Source organism: Pedobacter jejuensis, from assembly GCF_003725795.1.
In the GTDB taxonomy this organism is placed as follows: domain Bacteria; phylum Bacteroidota; class Bacteroidia; order Sphingobacteriales; family Sphingobacteriaceae; genus Pedobacter; species Pedobacter jejuensis.
The window spans coordinates 115,592-134,508 of sequence record NZ_RBEE01000023.1 but is presented as its reverse complement, the minus strand read 5'-3'; the positions used below and the strand labels follow the sequence as shown (position 1 = coordinate 134,508).

General features: G+C 37.0%; 9 protein-coding genes. 4 read left to right on the top strand and 5 right to left on the bottom strand.

The genetic code is table 11. The features are described 5' to 3' along the window. Positions 1 to 121: 121 nt before the first annotated feature. The 5 genes from D7004_RS11440 to D7004_RS11420 form a co-directional block, all read right to left on the bottom strand. Positions 122 to 1,117, bottom strand: a complete 996-nt coding sequence (locus D7004_RS11440; RefSeq protein ID WP_123205995.1) for a FecR family protein — start codon at positions 1,115 to 1,117, stop codon at positions 122 to 124. 101 nt (positions 1,118 to 1,218) lie between these two features. Then, complete coding sequence (locus D7004_RS11435; RefSeq protein ID WP_123205994.1) at positions 1,219 to 1,788, bottom strand: RNA polymerase sigma factor; 570 nt, start codon at positions 1,786 to 1,788, stop codon at positions 1,219 to 1,221. A 267-nt stretch (positions 1,789 to 2,055) separates the two neighbouring features. Continuing rightward, a complete protein-coding gene (locus D7004_RS11430; RefSeq protein ID WP_123205993.1) occupies positions 2,056 to 3,087 on the bottom strand; it encodes a GntR family transcriptional regulator in 1,032 nt (343 codons plus the stop codon). A gap of 85 nt (positions 3,088 to 3,172) precedes the next feature. Further along, positions 3,173 to 4,426: a glycoside hydrolase family 28 protein gene (locus tag D7004_RS11425; protein WP_123205992.1), complete on the bottom strand. Its 1,254-nt coding sequence runs from the start codon at positions 4,424 to 4,426 to the stop codon at positions 3,173 to 3,175. A gap of 415 nt (positions 4,427 to 4,841) precedes the next feature. Then, entirely contained in the window at positions 4,842 to 8,543 is a 3,702-nt protein-coding gene (locus tag D7004_RS11420) for a two-component regulator propeller domain-containing protein (protein ID WP_123205991.1), read from the bottom strand. Between the two features lie 732 nt (positions 8,544 to 9,275). Between D7004_RS11420 and D7004_RS11415 the strand changes: the two genes are divergently transcribed. The 4 genes from D7004_RS11415 to D7004_RS11400 all read left to right on the top strand — a co-directional run bounded on the left by D7004_RS11415 (position 9,276) and on the right by D7004_RS11400 (position 18,869). Next, entirely contained in the window at positions 9,276 to 12,500 is a 3,225-nt protein-coding gene (locus D7004_RS11415) for a SusC/RagA family TonB-linked outer membrane protein (RefSeq protein ID WP_123205990.1), read from the top strand. A 14-nt stretch (positions 12,501 to 12,514) separates the two neighbouring features. Then, entirely contained in the window at positions 12,515 to 14,515 is a 2,001-nt protein-coding gene (locus D7004_RS11410; RefSeq protein ID WP_123205989.1) for a RagB/SusD family nutrient uptake outer membrane protein, read from the top strand. A 262-nt stretch (positions 14,516 to 14,777) separates the two neighbouring features. After that, positions 14,778 to 16,388: a family 43 glycosylhydrolase gene (locus D7004_RS11405; protein ID WP_123206404.1), complete on the top strand. Its 1,611-nt coding sequence runs from the start codon at positions 14,778 to 14,780 to the stop codon at positions 16,386 to 16,388. A 111-nt stretch (positions 16,389 to 16,499) separates the two neighbouring features. Next, positions 16,500 to 18,869 carry a glycosyl hydrolase 115 family protein gene (locus D7004_RS11400; RefSeq protein ID WP_123205988.1) on the top strand — a complete coding sequence of 790 codons (2,370 nt, stop codon included), beginning with the start codon at positions 16,500 to 16,502 and terminating at the stop codon, positions 18,867 to 18,869. Positions 18,870 to 18,917: the final 48 nt, after the last annotated feature.

Genomic DNA, 18,917 nt, shown 5'->3' with positions numbered 1-18,917 from the left:
ATTCGTTAAATAAGTTTTGAATAGTTTGTATGGCGAATTTTTAACCGGCATCTCGTAAATGCCGGTTATTTTTTTGAGTTCTGCCTTGCATTGCTCAATTGTTTTGTAACCGAGGTTTAATTCATTTTTTGTTCATTATGTATATTTTATTTCCATCATTGCGATAGCTTAAATTTCCTGTCGAGCAGATAATTTCCAGCACATCGTTTAAAGCGTCATTTTCAAAGCGGGCAAAAACACGTGTTTCAGCAGTCGATTCATCATCAAACACCAACTTTACGCCATACATTTTTTCGATTTTCTTTGCCGCATCGCTTAGCTTTTCATTATTAAAAACTAAGGTATTGGTCATCCAGCCCATTACGTTTGCGCTATCTAAAACGTGTTGATAAACCTGGTGGTTGGAACGATTTAAAACCAATTCCTGCCCTGGTTTTAATTTGTATTCTTCATCGTGATCATCTATTACATTAACATTTACTTTGCCTTCAAATAGCGATACGGTGGTTAAATTTTCGTTTTTGGTAGCATTAACATTAAAATGAGTACCCAGAACATTGATGCTCAAATCATCTGTACGAACCGTAAAAGGCTTATGTGGATTTTTACTCACCTCAAAATAAGCCTCACCAATTAATTCAACCTGCCTTTGATGCTTTTCAAATGCAGCAGGATATTTCAACATACTTTTCGGACCAAGGATAATCTTCGTTCCATCAACCAGATAGAATGTTTTAATCTCTCCGGCTTTGCTGACTTTTTGCAAATAAACTGGCGCTGTTGGCGCTAAATCTTGAGATGATATTACAATTAAGGCTATCACGCCAACTATTGCTATTGTAGCTGCAAGCATGGTCCATTTTAAAATAAATTGCTTGTTGCTGCGCTTTACTTTTACCTCTTGCTCATCAATAATCTGATTCAACTTTTGCAATGCATTTAAGCTATCTTCCTTGTCAGCCGATTTTACATCAAACCAACTCACTTTTATTTCCTCAAAAGTTTGTTCATTTTGTGGCAATGCAGTTATCCAATCAGCTAAAAATTCATTTTCTTCTGTGCTGGTTTGCTTAAGCAGGTATTGGGTAATTAATAAATAGATGTCTTTCTCTTCCAAAATAATATGTTGATTATGGGAAAGACGAAGTAGAACAGGAATATCCTTACAAGATATATGCGATTTAATGTAATGGTAATATGCGTAACACTAAGTTAACACTACAATTGCGATTTGTAGTGCCCATAATGTTCTTTTAGAAACTTTATTGCCCTGAACATGTGTGTTTTAACAGAATTTCGGGTTAGATTTAATAGTGATGCGATTTCATCATAAGTCAGGTTATCTTCCCTATTCATTCTGAAAATAAGCTGCGTTTTTGTAGGGAGTAGATTTATCATTTCCTCTATGCTATAATTAAGCTCCTTGAAAATCAAGATATTATCTGGTGATTGAGCAACACTCGTTTCTTCATTAAACTGCATCTCCGTTGGGTCGTATAGCGGGAGGTGTTTTTCACGGTAAATATCCTTAACCTTATTTTTTAAAGCGGTAAAAAGAAATGCTGATAATGAACTATGAATGATTAAGTTGTTTCTCTGACTCCAAAATTTTAAAAAAACTTCCTGTACCACATCATCAGCCTCATGGTTTGTGTTAGAGAGCAGAGATTTTCCATACCTAACTAAACCAGAATGATACTTCAAAAAAATGGCACTAAAGGCCGGCCGATTACCTGTTCGTAATTTATTAAGCAGTTCAAAATCCTCCGATTGATTGGTGGTTATCATGACCTCAAAAGTATGGTCAGCTTATTAACTCTCGGTTAAGGAATTATTTGGATAACAATATCTGTTGGTTAAGAAATCCAGCTTAATTAAAGATTAACTAAGTAAAGAAACATTAGCATTATGAAATTTATCAATACAGAATATGTTCAATGATTATTAAGATCTATGCTGACTAGAAGACTTCTACAATCGTTAAATTTGTAAAGGATACTTAAAATTTATCATGATGTTACACAGCCAAGCCTTGCATGTATAACTAAATGACTTCTAAAGAGAATTTCTTAACCTTAGATAAAAAGGCACATGAATTTTCTTTTGCAAATTATTCAAAATAAGAGATGCTGTTTCTGTACCAAGTTTTACAAAATCCGTAGAAATGGTTGTTATTCCGTTAAGAAGTATTCTTTTGATGGGTGCCTCATTGTAAGAAATTAAGCCAATATCTTTCCCGATAGTTAATTTGGCATTTTGCGTCATTTCCACAACTTCAACTAAGCTGTGTTCTGATAGCGTTATAAAAACATCTCCTTTAACTAGCTCCTGAGGTCGCATTAATTCGATTACCTGATAGTTGTAATTATTTGCCAGACAGAAATTTTTAAAACCTAATAAAATCTCCCTAGGAAAAAGATTGCCTTTAGGAAAAATGATTTTTAGGTTCTTGTACTTGGATAATGCTTTACATGCATTATTGAGTGCATAAAAAATATCTCGCCCAAAATCCTGAAATACTGCACACGAAGAATTTTGCAACTCTGTGGGAAAATTGTCCAGAATGATTAGCTTTTCGGGGGGAATGGAGCTTAATATATCCTTAACCTGATCCATTTTTTCTAAAGTTGGTGGAATAACGATATAATGCGTAAAGTGACCATTCTTATACGAGAATAGTTTTTCAAACTGCTGTAAATTATCATTGTAAATGTTTAATTCAACGGCAGCCTCATCCCCCATCTTATCAACAAAGGAATCGTAAATAATCTTTTTATGCTCGCTCCAGTTATCGAAAATTAAACAAACTTTATACTTTTTTAAACATTCGTTTTCCGCTACATAATAACCCTTTCCCGGCACAGAAGTTACGATACCCAAATCTCTGAGCGATTTATAGCCTTTTTCAATCGTATCTCTTGAAATATCTAAGGCAGCACTCAATTCATTTATGGATGGCAATCCGGTGTTTATAGATAACTTTCCACTTTCAACCAGATTCACAATCGAATCGGTTACCTGCTGATATTTCGGTATAGAGGAATATCTGTTTATTCTGATGCTATTGACAAGGTTGTAGGGATTCATATATTGTCTATAATGCTTACAAATACTGGGTCATTTAAATAGGTAAACCGGCCTCATTTGACTCCATTTTATTGTTGAATTTTCGCTATTTTGAATCAAAAGAAACTCCATTTACAATTACATTTTCCATCTTTACATCCTTATACTTATTTACGAAAAGGGTTGATTTGGCTGTAGCAGTAATATCAGAAAGCCGAATTCCGGAAATCAGATCATGTTGATTTCCTTCAATATGACCAAGACTTTTGCAGTTAACATTTACGTTAGAGATTTGAACATTTGTTATTTTGCCAAATGGCTTCTCTTTACTTGAACCTAAGTTGAAAAATTGCTTCCAGGGTTTAATATTAATAATCGAACCGCAAGTACCGGTAATGTTTTCCACTTTAATATTTTCAAAAACCTGGTAGGTATCGGGTCTCATTTTTAGATTAAGTATCGGGCAATCATTCTCTACGCGGCAGTTTCTAATGATTAAATTCTTCACAAAAATACTTTCACTTCCAATTGTTACGCTGGCGTGTGCAGGACCAAAAGTGCAGTTTTCAATTATGATATCCTCAACTGCTCCATTCTCTGGCAATTTATGCGCCGTTGGTCCTTTGCCACCTTTTATGGCTATAGCATCGTCGTTTACAGAAATGTAACAATTTGTGATAGATACTTTCTTGCATACATCTAGGTCAATTCCATCAGTTGAGGGTGCAGCAACAGGATTAAAAGGTGAACGAATATCACAACTGTCAATAGTAACATTATTGCATTGATACAGGTGGGTTGTCCAGAATCCGGAATTTCGTAGTTTCACATTTTTGACCACCACATTATCACACTTCCAGATAAAAATTAAACGCGGACGGTGTACTTCGAGATTAGTTGTCTCTTTTCCTACTTTCTTTAGTGAATCCCTGTGTTGCCAAAATGCTTTCCAAAACCGAAGACCGTTTCCATTAACCTCACCGGGTCCTGTTATTGAAAAATCATCTACATTGTATGCGTTTATCAGGGCCGCATAATAATCTAGTTTAACTCCTTCCATTCGTGATGGAATTAATGGATATTTTCTAATATCATCAGAACCTTTTAAAACAGCGCCCTTTAGTAATTTGAGCTTTGTTTTACTTTTAAAAAACAAGGCTCCGGAAAGGAATGTCCCCTGTGGTATAACCACTGTACCTCCTCCACTTTTAAAAGCTTCATCAATCGTTTTTTGAATAGCAATGGTACTAAGCGCCGTGCTATCTGATGATGCACCGTAAGTGGTAACCAGAAATTCTTGTGCCCGGACGTTATTTATAATTAATGATAAGAATATGCTGATTATTAAAGAAAACCTCATGAAATGTGTTGTGTATGAAACTGAATACCTAAAAATTACCTTTGTGATAGTGGAAAGTCGTACTTAAAAAATTAAAACCTTTTTAAACCAATAAGATACTTTATAGGTTTCCTGTAACGCATTGACTGTTGAACACTCAAAATTCAAGTGAATATTTAAGTCATTCCTAGCATTAAAATTTCGGCAAATGGGGCCTAACATTGAGTTTATCATAAAGAAGAGTAAGTTTACATTTGGTTACAGGAGAAAAATGATTGTTTGAAAACACAACCATTCTTCATTAATACAATATCAAAAGTAACGTTGGTAAAATTTCTTCTAGGGTAATAAACAGTCAAAAAGCGAGTAAAATTAATTCACAGTTATCATTTTAAGCAAATAAGCGGCAATTTCAAACGCTAAAATATTTTTAGTTTCAGCTGGTTTTCTGCCTTACATATTCGGAAGGAGATACACCTAATTCATTTTTAAAACATTTTCTGAAATAGTTGGCGTCTGTAAAACCAACCATATAGGTTATTTCATTAATGTTGAAATTCTTATCTTCTAACAGTTTCTTCGCACGTTTTAGCCGCATTTGGCGGATAAGATCTACAGTAGTAAGTCCGGTCAATGCTTTGGTTTTTCTATACAACTGGGTTTTACTTACAAAAATGTGTTCCGAAATATCATCTACACTCAAATCCGGATCACTCAGATTATCTTCAATATATTCTAAAAGCTTCTTCAGCAATTTTTCATCTGGCGTAACAGGATTAAAATTAGAAGGTTCTATCACAACCGTTGCCTGGTAACGCTCCCTTAAGCGTGCTTTAGATTGAAGTATGTTATTTATCTTTAAAGCCAGCAGGTCCAGATTAAAAGGTTTGGTGATGTAATCATCTGCACCAACACCTAATCCTTCCAATTGAAGTTCAAGCAGTGTTCTTGCAGTAAGCAAGATTATCGGAATATGGCTAGTGTTTTCATCATTCTTTAATATCCTGCAGAACTCAAGTCCATCCATTTCGGGCATCATCACGTCGCTTATCACCAAATCCAGCGATTGCTTGGCAGAAATCTGGAGGCCTTCCTTGCCATTTGAAGCTTCCAGTATCAGGTATTTTTCTTTCAGATAATTTTTAAGATATAGCCTCATTTCTGTATTGTCTTCAATGAGCAGAATCCTGGAACGGGTTTCCGGATTAGCTGTTGAATCGGCAAGCACATCAAGTTCTTCAAAATCCTGATTTGGCAAATTTTGTAGCAGCTCAGGTCGATTATCAACTTGTCCTGCCGGATTATTCCATGGAAGTTTTACAGAAAAGGTTGTCATATTTAACCCATTGATGCTTTGAAGACTTTCAACATCAATGGTGCCTTTGTATTGCTCAACGAGCGATTTCACATAGGCTAAACCTAGTCCGGTACCCTTTGTGGATTTTGAATTGCCCCGATTAAAAGGCTTAAAAATTTCCTGCAGCTCTTCTTTCGGAATTCCCGATCCATTATCCGTTACAGAAAATCCTATAAATTCTTGTCCATTATGAACAGACTTATCCAGTTTTACTTCTATCAATCCATTATCGGCGGTAAATTTTAAAGCATTGGAAAGTAGATTAAAAAGAATTTTACTGATTTTATCGCTATCAAATCTTGAAATCGTATTGGGAATGCTTGAGGTAAACTTCAAATTTATTCCCCTTAACACCGCTGCTTGTTTAAATGAATTAACAACACCTTCAATCAGGCTTTGCAAATCCCCATTTTCCAAAACCATCATATCATTTCCTGTTTCCAAGCGCCTAAAATCCAACAATTGATTAATTAAATCCAAGAGCCTATCACCATTATTTTTCATGGTAAAAAGCTGCGAGGATATCTGAGGCTCAGAATTCTTGATTTTCAGCAAGCTCTCAATTGGCGCAAGAATTAAAGACAGCGGGGTTTTAATTTCATGTGATATATTGGTAAAAAAATCAAGCTTGCTCTGGTGAAGTTCATTTTCCTTTTCATGTATTATCATTTCATAGGAAAGTTTAGTGCGTATCCGAGCCAGTTTATTGGAGTAATAATGATAAATATAAGCCGCGGTACCGAGCGCCAGAGCATAAATTAAATAAGCCCAGGCACTCATCCAAAATGGTGGCGTAATTGAAATTTTAAGAAAAGTTCCACGCATGTTCCAGATTCCGTCGCTGTTGGTTCCTTTCACTTTGAAGATGTAATTGCCTGGTTCTAAGTTTGAATAAGAAGCGATTCTTCTGTTTGCATCAGTATATATCCACTCTTTGTCGAAGCCTTCCAACATATAGGCATATTTGTTTCCTTCTGGAGCGGCATAATGCAGCCCGGCAAATTCAATGGCAAAGCTTCTGTCGCGATAGCCAAGGGATAATGACTCACTTAAGTACAAGGGTTTTGAGAGAATTATCCTTCCGTTAACTTTTTCATTTACGTCAACAGGTTTATTTAGCACCTGCAATTCAGTTAAAACAATTCTTGCAGAAGTTGTGTCGGGAAAGATTTCACCAGGTACAAAGGAGTTATAACCACTGGTTCCACCAAAATAGAGCATACCTGAAGCTTTATCGTTAAACGCTGCATCTTCAACAAATTCATTGCTTTGCAAACCATCCTTTGGGGTATAATTTATTATTTTAAAAGTTTTTGCCCTAATTTCCGAAATCCCTTTTTTATGGCTTACCCATAAGTTTCCCTTATCGTCTTGCAGAATCGCAGAGATTGTTGAATTCGACAGCCCTCCTGGCCCCACTTTAAAATGACTGAAGGTTTTATCTATGGGATTATATCGGTCAAGGCCATTACCTGTACCAATCCAGATTTTATGTTCAATATCTTCAAAAAGGCTGTAAATTCGATTATCGCTTATGGTATTGGTGCCGACTTTTTCGTCAAATTTATTAACAAGCTGGATTTGCTGACCCAATTTTTCATTGAACTGATAGAGACCGCTCCCATCCGTTCCAACCCATATCTGCCCAAAATTATCCTGAAGGATGACCCTTGACTTGAGTAAGGGCACCGTTTGAGGTGTTGATATTTTAACAAAAGCATCTTGTTTGTATAAAAACTTGTATAAGCCACGCCAGGTTGCAAACCAGATATCGCCCTTATCATCTTCGCAAATCCCATAAACCGCATTTCCCGGTAAATCAAGCATATTGAAGTGTTTAACCTGGCTATAATTACCTGGTGAAAAACGGTCGAGACCGTCTTTGTGACCAATCCACACAAAGCCTCTGGAATCACAAAAAATCTTGCGGATCTGGTCGCTTCCAATGGTCTGTTTATCTGTGGCTTTATGCTGTATATGTACAGTCGATTTGCCCTCGCGGATAACTGATATGCCTTTGTTTCGGGTACCAATCCAAAAATTACCGGATTTGTCTTTACAGAGTGCATTGATGTTATCATCAATTACAGATTTATTATTTTGAGGATCGTGATTAAAATAATTGAATGGCTTCGAGTTTAAATTGGCTTTATTTATACCGTTTCCGTACGTACCAACCCAAAAAATATTCTGGTTATCCAAATAGATATCAGCTACGTAGGAATCATTTAAAGACCACCTTACTGAAGGATTTGATCCGATTACCTTAGAAGCTTTGGTTTTTAGATTGGTTTGGATGAGGGAATTCGAAGCAGAATCAATGCGCCACTGCGTTCCGGAATAATTTACACTTACAGTTCGGTAATGATCAAATCTTGACATCGATTGTAAAAACTTTACAGGCACTTTAGCAACTGGTATCCGGTCAAAATCATCACTGAGATAATTATACTTCAGTACAAGTGAATCATTGAAGGTCAAAATCCAGAGATCATTGTTTTTGTCTTTAACAATATTATGTATTCGGTTATTTATGATGCTGTGTGGATTAGATTTATCATAGGTGTATACTTTAAATCGGTAGCCATCATAGCGGCAGAGACCAGACCAGGTTCCAAACCACATGAAACCGTATTTATCTTTTATAATTCCATGTATAGTATTTTGTGGAAGTCCGTTTTCGGAGGTGATGTGCTCAAATTTCAGTTCTGTTTGCTGGGCAAGAGCATCAACGAACGTGCTTAACGCTATTATAAAGAAAAGAAGTATTTTAAATTTCATATATAGTAATAAATACGCTAAAACATATACTATTCTTTATATCGCTATACAAAAATTAGGACGTTGGTTAAAAAGAATATCTAGTTAGATGATTATTCCAAATATATCAAATTTAGTGCAGATGGCATCTTAGGCACAAACACCTATCAACATTTATGACTGTTTTTTACCCATTAATTGACGAAAATTTACTGCTATCTACTTAGAATATGCGCTAATTTTATATCCATTAACCACCAAATATAAAGTTATGAGAAAGTCTAATGTCCTGCGCAAAAATTATTCGCAGTCCCGGTCGAACTGTATCCATCGAACCTATCTTATTATATGTGCATTTATAATTCGTGCTGTGCCGAAACAGGTCCAGCAAATTTATTATTGCGGTACCGTTTAAAACGATAAAGCAAAAAATTTGCTCCATTTCTGCTCACAAATACTCGCTAATTCATCCCAACAACATTTAACTACATTTTATTAGATTAGAAAGTTCTAGCGATAAGCAATCTGTATTTAGCTTGCAAAACTTGGAATTTGTGCTTAGTTGTAAAAAAAGAACTGTGTAATCAATCAAATTAATATTAGCGCTCGGCACATGAACGAATAAAACACAAACAACTGAATCGAAATCCAGACAAAGATTTTGCTCAACATTACCTCAAAAAGAAACAAACAAGATAGGCAATAACCAATCGCCTATTAACTAACCAAATATCTACTCAATAATAAAAAACTATGTATTTTAATTTACCCACAAGCTTAAATTATATATCAGTTATAGTGGCAAGGCAGAAACTCCTGTCTGTAGTGCTATCTGCCTTACTCATACTTTTTGCCGCCGCACCTACTAAGGCGAATCTGATCCCAAAAATCACTTATTTAAACAGTTCAGCGGATTTGAAAAAATTTGATGATGTGATTAAAGGTAAAGTAACCGATGATAAAGGCGAAAAGATGGTCGGTGTAATCGTAAAAGTTAAAAACACAAATGTAAGTACCGCAACTGATGCAAATGGTGCCTTCTCAATTACTATTCCAACCGGAACCACGAATCCAACGCTGGTTCTTTCATACGTAGGATATGTTGTTCAGGAGCTACCTGTTAATGGCAGGACTACTATTAATGCGCAATTGAAAAGTTCTGTAAATGACCTAGATGAAATCGTTATTGTTGGCTACAACACAGTGAAGAAAAGTGATTTAACCGGTTCTGTTGTAAGTGTTGGAGCTGAAGAGATAAGGTCAAGACCAGTAACCAATGCATTGCAAGCCATTCAAGGTAAAGCAGCTGGGGTAGATATTACCTCGAATGAGCGTCCGGGTCAACTTGGAAGTATTTTAATTCGTGGTGTACGATCACTTACAGCCAGCAACTCTCCTTTATATGTTGTAGATGCAATTCCGCTACAAGCAGGCGGCATAGAAGCCATCAACCCAAATGATATCGAATCAATCGACATTTTGAAAGATGCTTCTGCAACTGCAATTTATGGTTCCAGAGGTGCTAACGGTGTTGTTTTAATTACAACTAAGAAAGGTAAAGCCGGAAGACTTACAATGGATTATGTAGGAACAGCTACCATTGAAAAGTTGAGTGACAGGGCAGATATGATGAATTCAGGTCAGTATATTGAATTTCGTCGTGATGCCTATCGCCGAACAGCCTATCTTAACTCTATAAACGGTACGAATACAGCCCCTATTTATGCTTATCCAATTGTGGCAACTCAGGCGGCTGATAGAGAGATTTTCAAACAAGACCCCAATATGATTACTAACCTTGATAAAGGATGGGTTAATGGCGTTTTTGATGGAAGTTTAGTTCCCACAACAGATTGGGGAGATTTGGTTACCCGAACTGGTGTTACCCAAGATCATGTGTTAAGTGTTAGCGGTGGTACAGATAAAATTAAAGCTTACAGTTCATTTGGTTATTTAAATCAGGAAGGAACACAGTTAGGACAGGATTTTGAACGCTATAGCGGAAAGTTAAGTGTTGAAATTAATCCAGTTAAGTGGTTTAAAATGGGTGCTAATCTTTCGGCAACTTACGGATTGCAGAATTATGGTTTTCAGGCAGCTAGTGCTTCTGGTGCCAGCAGTATTTATTTTGCAGCAAGAGGTATGCTCCCATTAGCAATTCCTTTTGACGCAAATGGCAATAGAATTAATTTACCCGGTGGCGATATCAACATCCAAAACCCGGTTTTGGAAGCAGATTACAACATTAACCTACGTAAATCATTAAGAACATTGGGTTCTGTTTATGCGGAAATTAACATTTTGAAGGATTTAAAATACCGGGTTAATTTTGGTCCGGATTTTTCTAACTTCTACAACGGAAGATACCAGGATGCTAAATCTGTGAATCGCGATGCCGGTGTTCCGGGTTCCATTAACAACTATGCTCAATTAAACCAGAGCAGTAGATTTGCTTACACACTCGATCATTTATTATATTATGATAAAACGATTGGCAAACATAATTTCGGAGTAACTTTATTACAGAGTTCATCTTCATTCAGAGATGAATCATCATCGCTCACAGGAAGTAAAATATCATTGCCAAATTCGTTGTGGTACGGCTTGAATACCGCCAACATTACCGGTTTAGATGGTTTCAATACTGATTTAAGAAGATCAACATTGGTATCTTACATGGCAAGAGCCAACTATAGCTTTAACAGTAAGTATTTACTAACGGCTTCTGCACGTTGGGACGGTGCCTCTCAGTTGGCTGCAGGAAATAAATGGGATTTTTTCCCATCGGCGGCAATCGCATGGAGACTTGATCAGGAAGATTTCTTGAAAAACATTAAATGGATTGACCAGTTGAAATTAAGATTAGGTGTTGGTAGTACCGGAAACTCGTCGGTGGATATCGGCAGCACACTTGGACTTTTACAACCTTTAACTTATACCTTCGGCAGTTCGGCCCAAACCGGTTATGTGTCTTCAGATGCATCTTTGGCCTCACCGATTCCCTTGCCAAACAAATTATTGGGATGGGAAAAAACATTGCAGTATAACCTGGGGCTTGATTTTGATTTGATAAAAGGAAGAGTTAGCGGATCATTAGACGTTTATAAATCAAAAACAACCGACCTAATTTTGCTTAAAAAAATTGCTTCAGTTAATGGTTACACAACTTCGTACGATAACGTTGGTTCAACAAAAAACAAGGGACTTGATTTAACTATCAATACCGTTAACGTAAAAGCAAAGGATTTTACCTGGGAATCTACCTTAAACTTCTCGATGAGTAAGGATGAAATTGTAAAGCTAGATAATGGCGACATGGTTAATGACCGTTTCTTTATCGGCCAGCGAAATGGCGTTGCTTATGATTTTGTTAAAGAAGGTATCTGGCAAAATACACCCGAGGATTTAGCTGAAATCGCTAAATATAAACTCAATGGTGTGGTGTTTAGCCCTGGTAATGTTAAGGTTAGAGATTTAAACGGCGATTATAAGATTGATGCCAATAACGATCGCCAGGTTTTAGGCCATTACAATCCAAGCTGGACCGGAGGTTTAACCAATACATTTGGTTATAAAGGGTTCGATTTATCAATTTTTATCATTGCTCGTTACAACTTCCTTATTCAAACTGGTGCAGAAGCTCTTCAAGGTCGTTTTGCACAAAGAGTAGTTGACTATTGGACACCAACAAACCCAACCAATTCTTACCCGGCACCAAACTATGCAAGTGCCAGTGGCGACCAATACATTAGTGCTTTGAACTATCAGGATGCATCTTTTATTAAAATAAGGAACATTTCATTAGGCTATAACTTTACATCAAACATCGCTAAAAAATTAACACTGTCTCGCCTTAGAGTGTATGCCCAGGCAATTAATCCAGGTTTAATTTACTCCAATGTGAGCTGGATTGACCCTGATTTAGGCGGTTCTACTTTTAACAGAGGATTTGTATTTGGAATTAACGCTAGCTTCTAAACAATAAAAAGAATATGAAAAAGATTATAAATTTACTATCAACAGTAGCATTGTTAGGGGGATTAATGGTTCTTCCAACTTCCTGTAAAAAAAGCTTCTTGGATGAGGAAGTAATCAACTCACATAATACTTCCGATTTCCAAACAGCATCAGGTTTGGATGGACTCGTAATTGGAATGTACCAAAGTTTAAAATTCCACTTTAATTACACTTGGGCTTATACCACAACAAATTATGGCGTAGATGAATTTACCGTTGGCGGCGACCGTACCGAGCAAATGTTTAACTCTTACGACGGAAACTTCAATTCTTTGTCAGGAGACATTCAATCCATATGGGATAATATGTATGGTAACATCAATTCGGCTAACATTGTAATTAAAAATGTGCCGGTTTATTACGAAGGTGCAAATAAAAACGTTCGTTTAGGTGAAGGTTACTTTATGCGTGCATTTGACTATTTCAAACTTGTTAAACAATTTGGAGGTGTGCCTTTGAAATTAGAACCATCAGAAACGATACAGGAGGAATTTAGCAGAAATACGGCTAAAGAAATTTATGAACAGGTAATAAAGGATTTTACTCAAGCTTATGACCTTTTGCCTACTTCAGCAGCAGAACCAGGAAGAATTACTAAATGGGCAGCCGCACATTTTTTGGCTAAAGCGTACCTATTTCGTGCAAGTGAAATTAATAATGCCTGGAACAGCGATACTAAAACGGCCGATTTACAAAATGCTGTTAAATATGCTGATTTGGTTATAAATGGTGGTGGTTATACTTTAGCTACAAATTATAGCGACCTGTGGAATTTCACTACGGTTGATGGTCCGAATGAATCTAATAAAGAGATTATTCTTGCTGCCCAGTTCTCAAACAACATTACTACACAAGGCAGGTATGGAAATCAGATACACCTTTACTACCCTTCTATTTATCAAACGTTTCCAGGTATGGTACGTGACCTTGCAGGAGGACGGGAATTTCAAAGAATGAGATCAACTGACTATGCACTCGATGTTTTTGATAGAGTAAATGATTCAAGATTCTGGAAAAGCTTTAAAACAAGATATGTTTGTAATAACCCTGCAAGCGCCACCAAGTGGACTGCAGCAACAGCACCAACACCAGCACAGGTTGGTCAGGTAAAGTTTGTTGGCGGAGAAGAGTCTGTTCTATATATCGTTAATAACGCTGGAGATAGCCGCTATACACCACTAAATGCAACAGCAACCAACCCATTGTCAACTGATATTGGTCGCCGTAAGCCAAGTATGCTTGTAAGGTATTTTTCTGGTCAGTCACAAAGTTATCTGGATTCACACGGAAATTACGGCCCGAGTCAATTCGTAGCGCTGTCTAAATTCATGGATGGCTCGCGAAATTTAGTTGCCTCACAATTCGGACAGAGAGATGGTATCCTGGCTCGATTGGCGGAAACCTATCTTATAGCAGCAGAAGCATACGGCCGATTAGGTCAGTATGCACAAGCCATTCCTTATTTAAATAAAATCAGAGATCGTGCTGCCTATAAAGATGGAGAGAACAGAGAAAGTTATGTTGACGGAGGTATTTCTTATAAAACCAATCCGGCTACAAATGCAACAGCGCTTTCGTCATATTCAGATAAGAACACCTATTTTGAATCTAACAACATTGCGGCAACGACTTCGAATACTTTAGCTTCAATGCATTTAAACACCGAAGCGGATATCTTTAACTCTAATAAAGAATTTTACGACAAAATTGGAGCAAGTTCTCAAGGCGATAAATTCACAGCTTTTATTTTGAATGAACGTTCTAGAGAATTAATGGGCGAACTGCAACGATGGGAAGATCTGGCAAGAACTAAAACCCTGGTTGCACGTACCGCAGCATTTAATTCGGAAGCAAAACCGGTAGAAAACAAACACTATTTAAGACCAATTCCACAATCTTTCTTAGATGTTGTTAAAAGCAGCGGAGCAGCATTAACCGCTGCTCAGAAGCAGGCTTTGCAGAACCCGAACTGGTAAATTTAGACACCAATAAGAGGCTGTATCATAAATACGAAATATCATCCTGAGCCTGTCGAAGGAATTGCAAAAACTGCCTTTAGGCGTTTCAACAAGCTCACCGTGAAAAGATCCTAAGGGAAATCGATTTATGAGACAGCCTCTTTTTATACTCAAATTAACCTGAAACTTTAAGTTACGCCATTTTCATATCAATGGCGAGATGCCGGGAAGCAACTTATTGGCCATATCGACCGAATATCGCACTGCTAATCAAAATTATATGAACACAACTAAATCTCTCCGCCCCTTCCTGTTATTTTTATCGCTGCTTAGTTACTTCTATTTTGAGACTATCAATTCGATAAGGGCACAAACCAGGTATATAAAAAATGATTCCTTTTGGAAAACAACAGATGGAAAAGCTATTAATAGTCAGGGCGGTGGTGTTTTTAAATTCAAAGATCCTAAATCAGGAACCAGCAAGTATTTTTGGTATGGCGTCCATTATGATGAGGCCGACCTCTACCGAAACGATCCTTCTGTTACGTACCCAAACGCAACATTTGAATCTGTAAGTTGCTACTCTTCTACTGATTTAATAAACTGGAAAGATGAAGGAGATGTGCTAAGTAAAACCGAAACCAACAAAAATGGAAAAACCTGGGTTGGCCGCTTAGGTGTGGCATATATCCAACAGCTTAAAAAATATGCAATGTTCGTGCAGCATGGCAATCAAGTGCTTATCACGATTTCTGATACACCGAACGGACAATTTACCTGGTATCAAAAAATTAATATGGAGCCACTTATTGGAACCACAAATACAGGTGATCAAACTGTTTTTACCGATGAGGATACTAAAAAATCATATCTGATTTATTCTTACGGCCGAGGGCGGAATAAAATATACGTTTCCGAAATTGGGGTAAAAGACGGAAAAATAGCCTTATTGGATTGTACTGAGATTTTTAAGGGAGAAAGTAGAGAGGGAAACTGCATGTTCAAATACAAAGGGAAATATTATATGTACGCATCTAATATCTATGGATGGGATAGTTCATTGGCCTATTATTTAGTTGCTGATGATGTAAAAGGTCCTTATTTACCGATAAATAAGATGTTGGTTACCGATGGCAGCGTAGATGATTATGCACACGTATCTCAAACCGGCTTTTTCATTAATGTGAAAGGAACAAAAACCGAAACAGTTATTTTCTGTGGCGACAGGTGGTCGGATTTTGCAGGAAACGGACTAGGTTACAACCAATGGTGCCCCCTATCATTTGATGGAGATATCCCTTATTTCAATTCCTTAAATACCTGGAAAATAGATGCAAAAACAGGAAATTGGACGGTTGCCAAGGATAACGACTTCGTAAAAAATGGTAGTTTCGAAGCAGATAGAAAACGCATTCCAAGCATCGTAAAGCCTGTTCAAACGCAATTAACAGGTTGGTTTACCGAAATCATCGAAGGAAATAAAATTAGTTTAGATAGTTTAAATTCACCAAATCTTAATCATTTTAACACAGCAACCGAAAGAAAAATAGTTATTGGCGAAAAGAGTTTAAACATTAGTGATAAAATTAATTTTAAAAGGAAAATCTCACAAATTATTGCCTCCACAAAATACGTACAATTAGCAGATGGCATTTACAACCTATCAGCAAAGGTTAAAAACGATGGCAATTTCAATAACCTTGAAATGTTTGCACTTAGCGGTGGTAAAAAGTTTACACATCACCTTGAAAAAGCAAATGAGAATTGGAAACACGTTGTTCTGAAAGGTATAAAAATATCAGACGGGAAAATAGAAATTGGCTTCCTTGCAGAAGGGAAACCAAATGCCATTTGTTTAATTGATGATGTTTCTTTGGTCAAAATCAGATAGATAAGTTTATGAAATAATGTAAGTTTCTAAGAATCTATTATAATCAAATTGTCTATCAAAATACAAGACATAATATCTTTTCCATAATAGTCATTAAATAAATAACAGTTGATGAATTTAAAAGAAATACTTCCCTTAATCATCTTTGCCATCATGGCACCTCTTCAGGTTTTGGCTGATTTTAGGTTCCGCAAAGGTGAAGATATTACTATTTCAGTTTTATCAAACGAGGCACAAGTGGTTCATACAGCGTTCGATATCTTTACAAGCGATTATAAGGCTGTTTTTGGTGCCAACACAAATCTTGATAAAAATGCAAAAGTTCTTATCGGCACAATCGGAAACAATTCTGATGCAGAGCAGGCAATCGATCAGCAATCCATTGATGAATTAAAAAAACATGCAGAAGCTTTCCTCATTTTAGTTAAGAATGATAAACTATATGTACTGGGAAGTGATAAAAGAGGTACTGCTTACGGCATTTTGGAATTATCCCGTAAAATTGGTGTTTCGCCGTGGCAATGGTGGGCAGATTCAGCAATCGCAAAACAAAATTTATTGATTTTAAAAAATGGATTCCGTTTATTTCGGTATCCCTCTGTGGCCTACCGTGGCATTTTTATAAATGATGAAGATTGGGGACTAATGCCATGGAGTTCCAAAACTTTTGAGCCATCTAAAATCAGTGGTCAAATCGGCCCTAAAACCCATGCCCGTATCTTTGAATTACTATTACGTTTAAGAGCCAATGCTTTTTGGCCTGCCATGCACGAGGTTTCAGTCGCATTTTACCAAACGCCCGGCAACAAAGAAATTGCAGACAAATACGGAATCGTTGTTGGTGCATCGCACTGCGAACCTATGATGCGGAGCGCAAACACAGAATGGAAAATTGATGGCGTAGGAAATTACGACTATGTAAACAATAGGCAAAATGTTTTAAACTTTTGGCAAAGCCGTGTTGAGGAATTGAAAAACTCAGATAATATTTATACGCTTGGCATTCGCGGTGTACATGATGGTAAAATGCAAGACGCCAATAGTGTTCAACAGCAATTCGATGCCATTACTTCGCTCTTTAAAGACCAAAGAAAGATGATTGCTAAAAACCTAAATTCAGATGTAACGAAAGTGCCACAGGTTTTTATCCATTACAAAGAAGTGCTTGAGGTATATAACATGGGTTTGAAGGTGCCGGAAGACGTTACCTTGATGTGGACGGATGACAATTATGGCTATATCCGTCATTTTCCAAACGAATCGGAAAGCAGTCGACCAGGCGGGAATGGTGTTTATTACCACATTTCTTACTGGGGGCGACCGCATGATTATCTTTGGTTGGCAACAAATCATCCTGCTCAAATTTACACACAGATGAAAATGGCTTACGATAAAGGTGCCAAAGAAATGTGGATTTTAAATGTTGGGGACATTAAACCCGGAGAATACCTGATGGAACTTTTTCTGGACATGGCATGGGATATCAATTCAATTGAGGATAACCAAGAAGCAATTGACAGGCACTTAAAATCGTTCCTTTCAAGAGAATTTGGGAAACCACATGCAGATGAGCTGCTGGAAATTATGAACGAGTACTACCGGCTTGCCTATATTCGCAAACCTGAATTTATGGGCAATACCCGAACTGAGGAGCAGGACCCGAAGTTTAAAGCAATTTCTGATTTATCCTGGAGCGAAGAAGAAATTAACAAGCGTATTGCAGATTATGATAAAATTGCTGCCAAGGTTATCAGAATGTCGAAAACTATTCCTACAGAAAGGCAAAATACCTGGTTTGAACTGATTGAATATCCTGTACGTTGTGCGGCGGAAATGAATAAGAAAATTTTATACGGCCAATTAGCCAGGCACGGACTTGCGAAATGGTCTCTATCAGATAGTGCATTTGAACAAATTCAAAAACTTACGCTGAAATACAATACCCTGAATAATGGGAAATGGAAAAACATGATGGACTCGCAGCCAAGAGGTCTTGCAGTTTTCCAAAAATTACCTGAAGTAACTTCGGGTTTAGGGTTGCCGAAATTTAATCCGCCAGCGCTGATTTTAAATGGAAAACAATTTTCAAAGTTTGAAGGTTCAAAGCCAATTGCACATGGTTTGGGTTATGAAAGTGCTGCAGTGAGTCTTAAAAAAGGCAGCAAAGCTTTCTATACATTCAAAATTGGGAGGTCAGATTCGCTGATTGTTGAAATATCACTAGCACCCAATCATCCGGTAGCAGGCAAATTAATTCGATACGAAATAAAATTTGATGATGAACAACCGGAAACAGTAGATTATCATACCAACGACCGAAGTGAAGAATGGAAAATTAATGTTTTAACCAATCAGGCCGTACGAAAATCGAGATTTAAGCTACAGAAGAATAATACGGCTCATACCTTAAGCATAAAAGCTTTGGATGAGGGCGTAGTGTTGGATCAGATTAAAGTCTGGGGTGTTAATCAGAAATTATAACAATTGGTTTTCTGATAAAGCATATAATTTTCATAACAGGTTTAATCA

Bases quoted from the DNA above. Each gene is read 5' to 3' on its own strand.
- D7004_RS11435 (WP_123205994.1), bottom strand. From the start codon at position 1,788: ATGATAACCACCAATCAATCGGAGGATTTTGAACTGCTTAATAAATTA.
- D7004_RS11430 (WP_123205993.1), bottom strand. From the start codon at position 3,087: ATGAATCCCTACAACCTTGTCAATAGCATCAGAATAAACAGATATTCC.
- D7004_RS11425 (WP_123205992.1), bottom strand. From the start codon at position 4,426: ATGAGGTTTTCTTTAATAATCAGCATATTCTTATCATTAATTATAAAT.
- D7004_RS11420 (WP_123205991.1), bottom strand. From the start codon at position 8,543: ATGAAATTTAAAATACTTCTTTTCTTTATAATAGCGTTAAGCACGTTC.
- D7004_RS11415 (WP_123205990.1), top strand. From the start codon at position 9,276: ATGTATTTTAATTTACCCACAAGCTTAAATTATATATCAGTTATAGTG.
- D7004_RS11410 (WP_123205989.1), top strand. From the start codon at position 12,515: ATGAAAAAGATTATAAATTTACTATCAACAGTAGCATTGTTAGGGGGA.
- D7004_RS11405 (WP_123206404.1), top strand. From the start codon at position 14,778: ATGAACACAACTAAATCTCTCCGCCCCTTCCTGTTATTTTTATCGCTG.
- D7004_RS11400 (WP_123205988.1), top strand. From the start codon at position 16,500: ATGAATTTAAAAGAAATACTTCCCTTAATCATCTTTGCCATCATGGCA.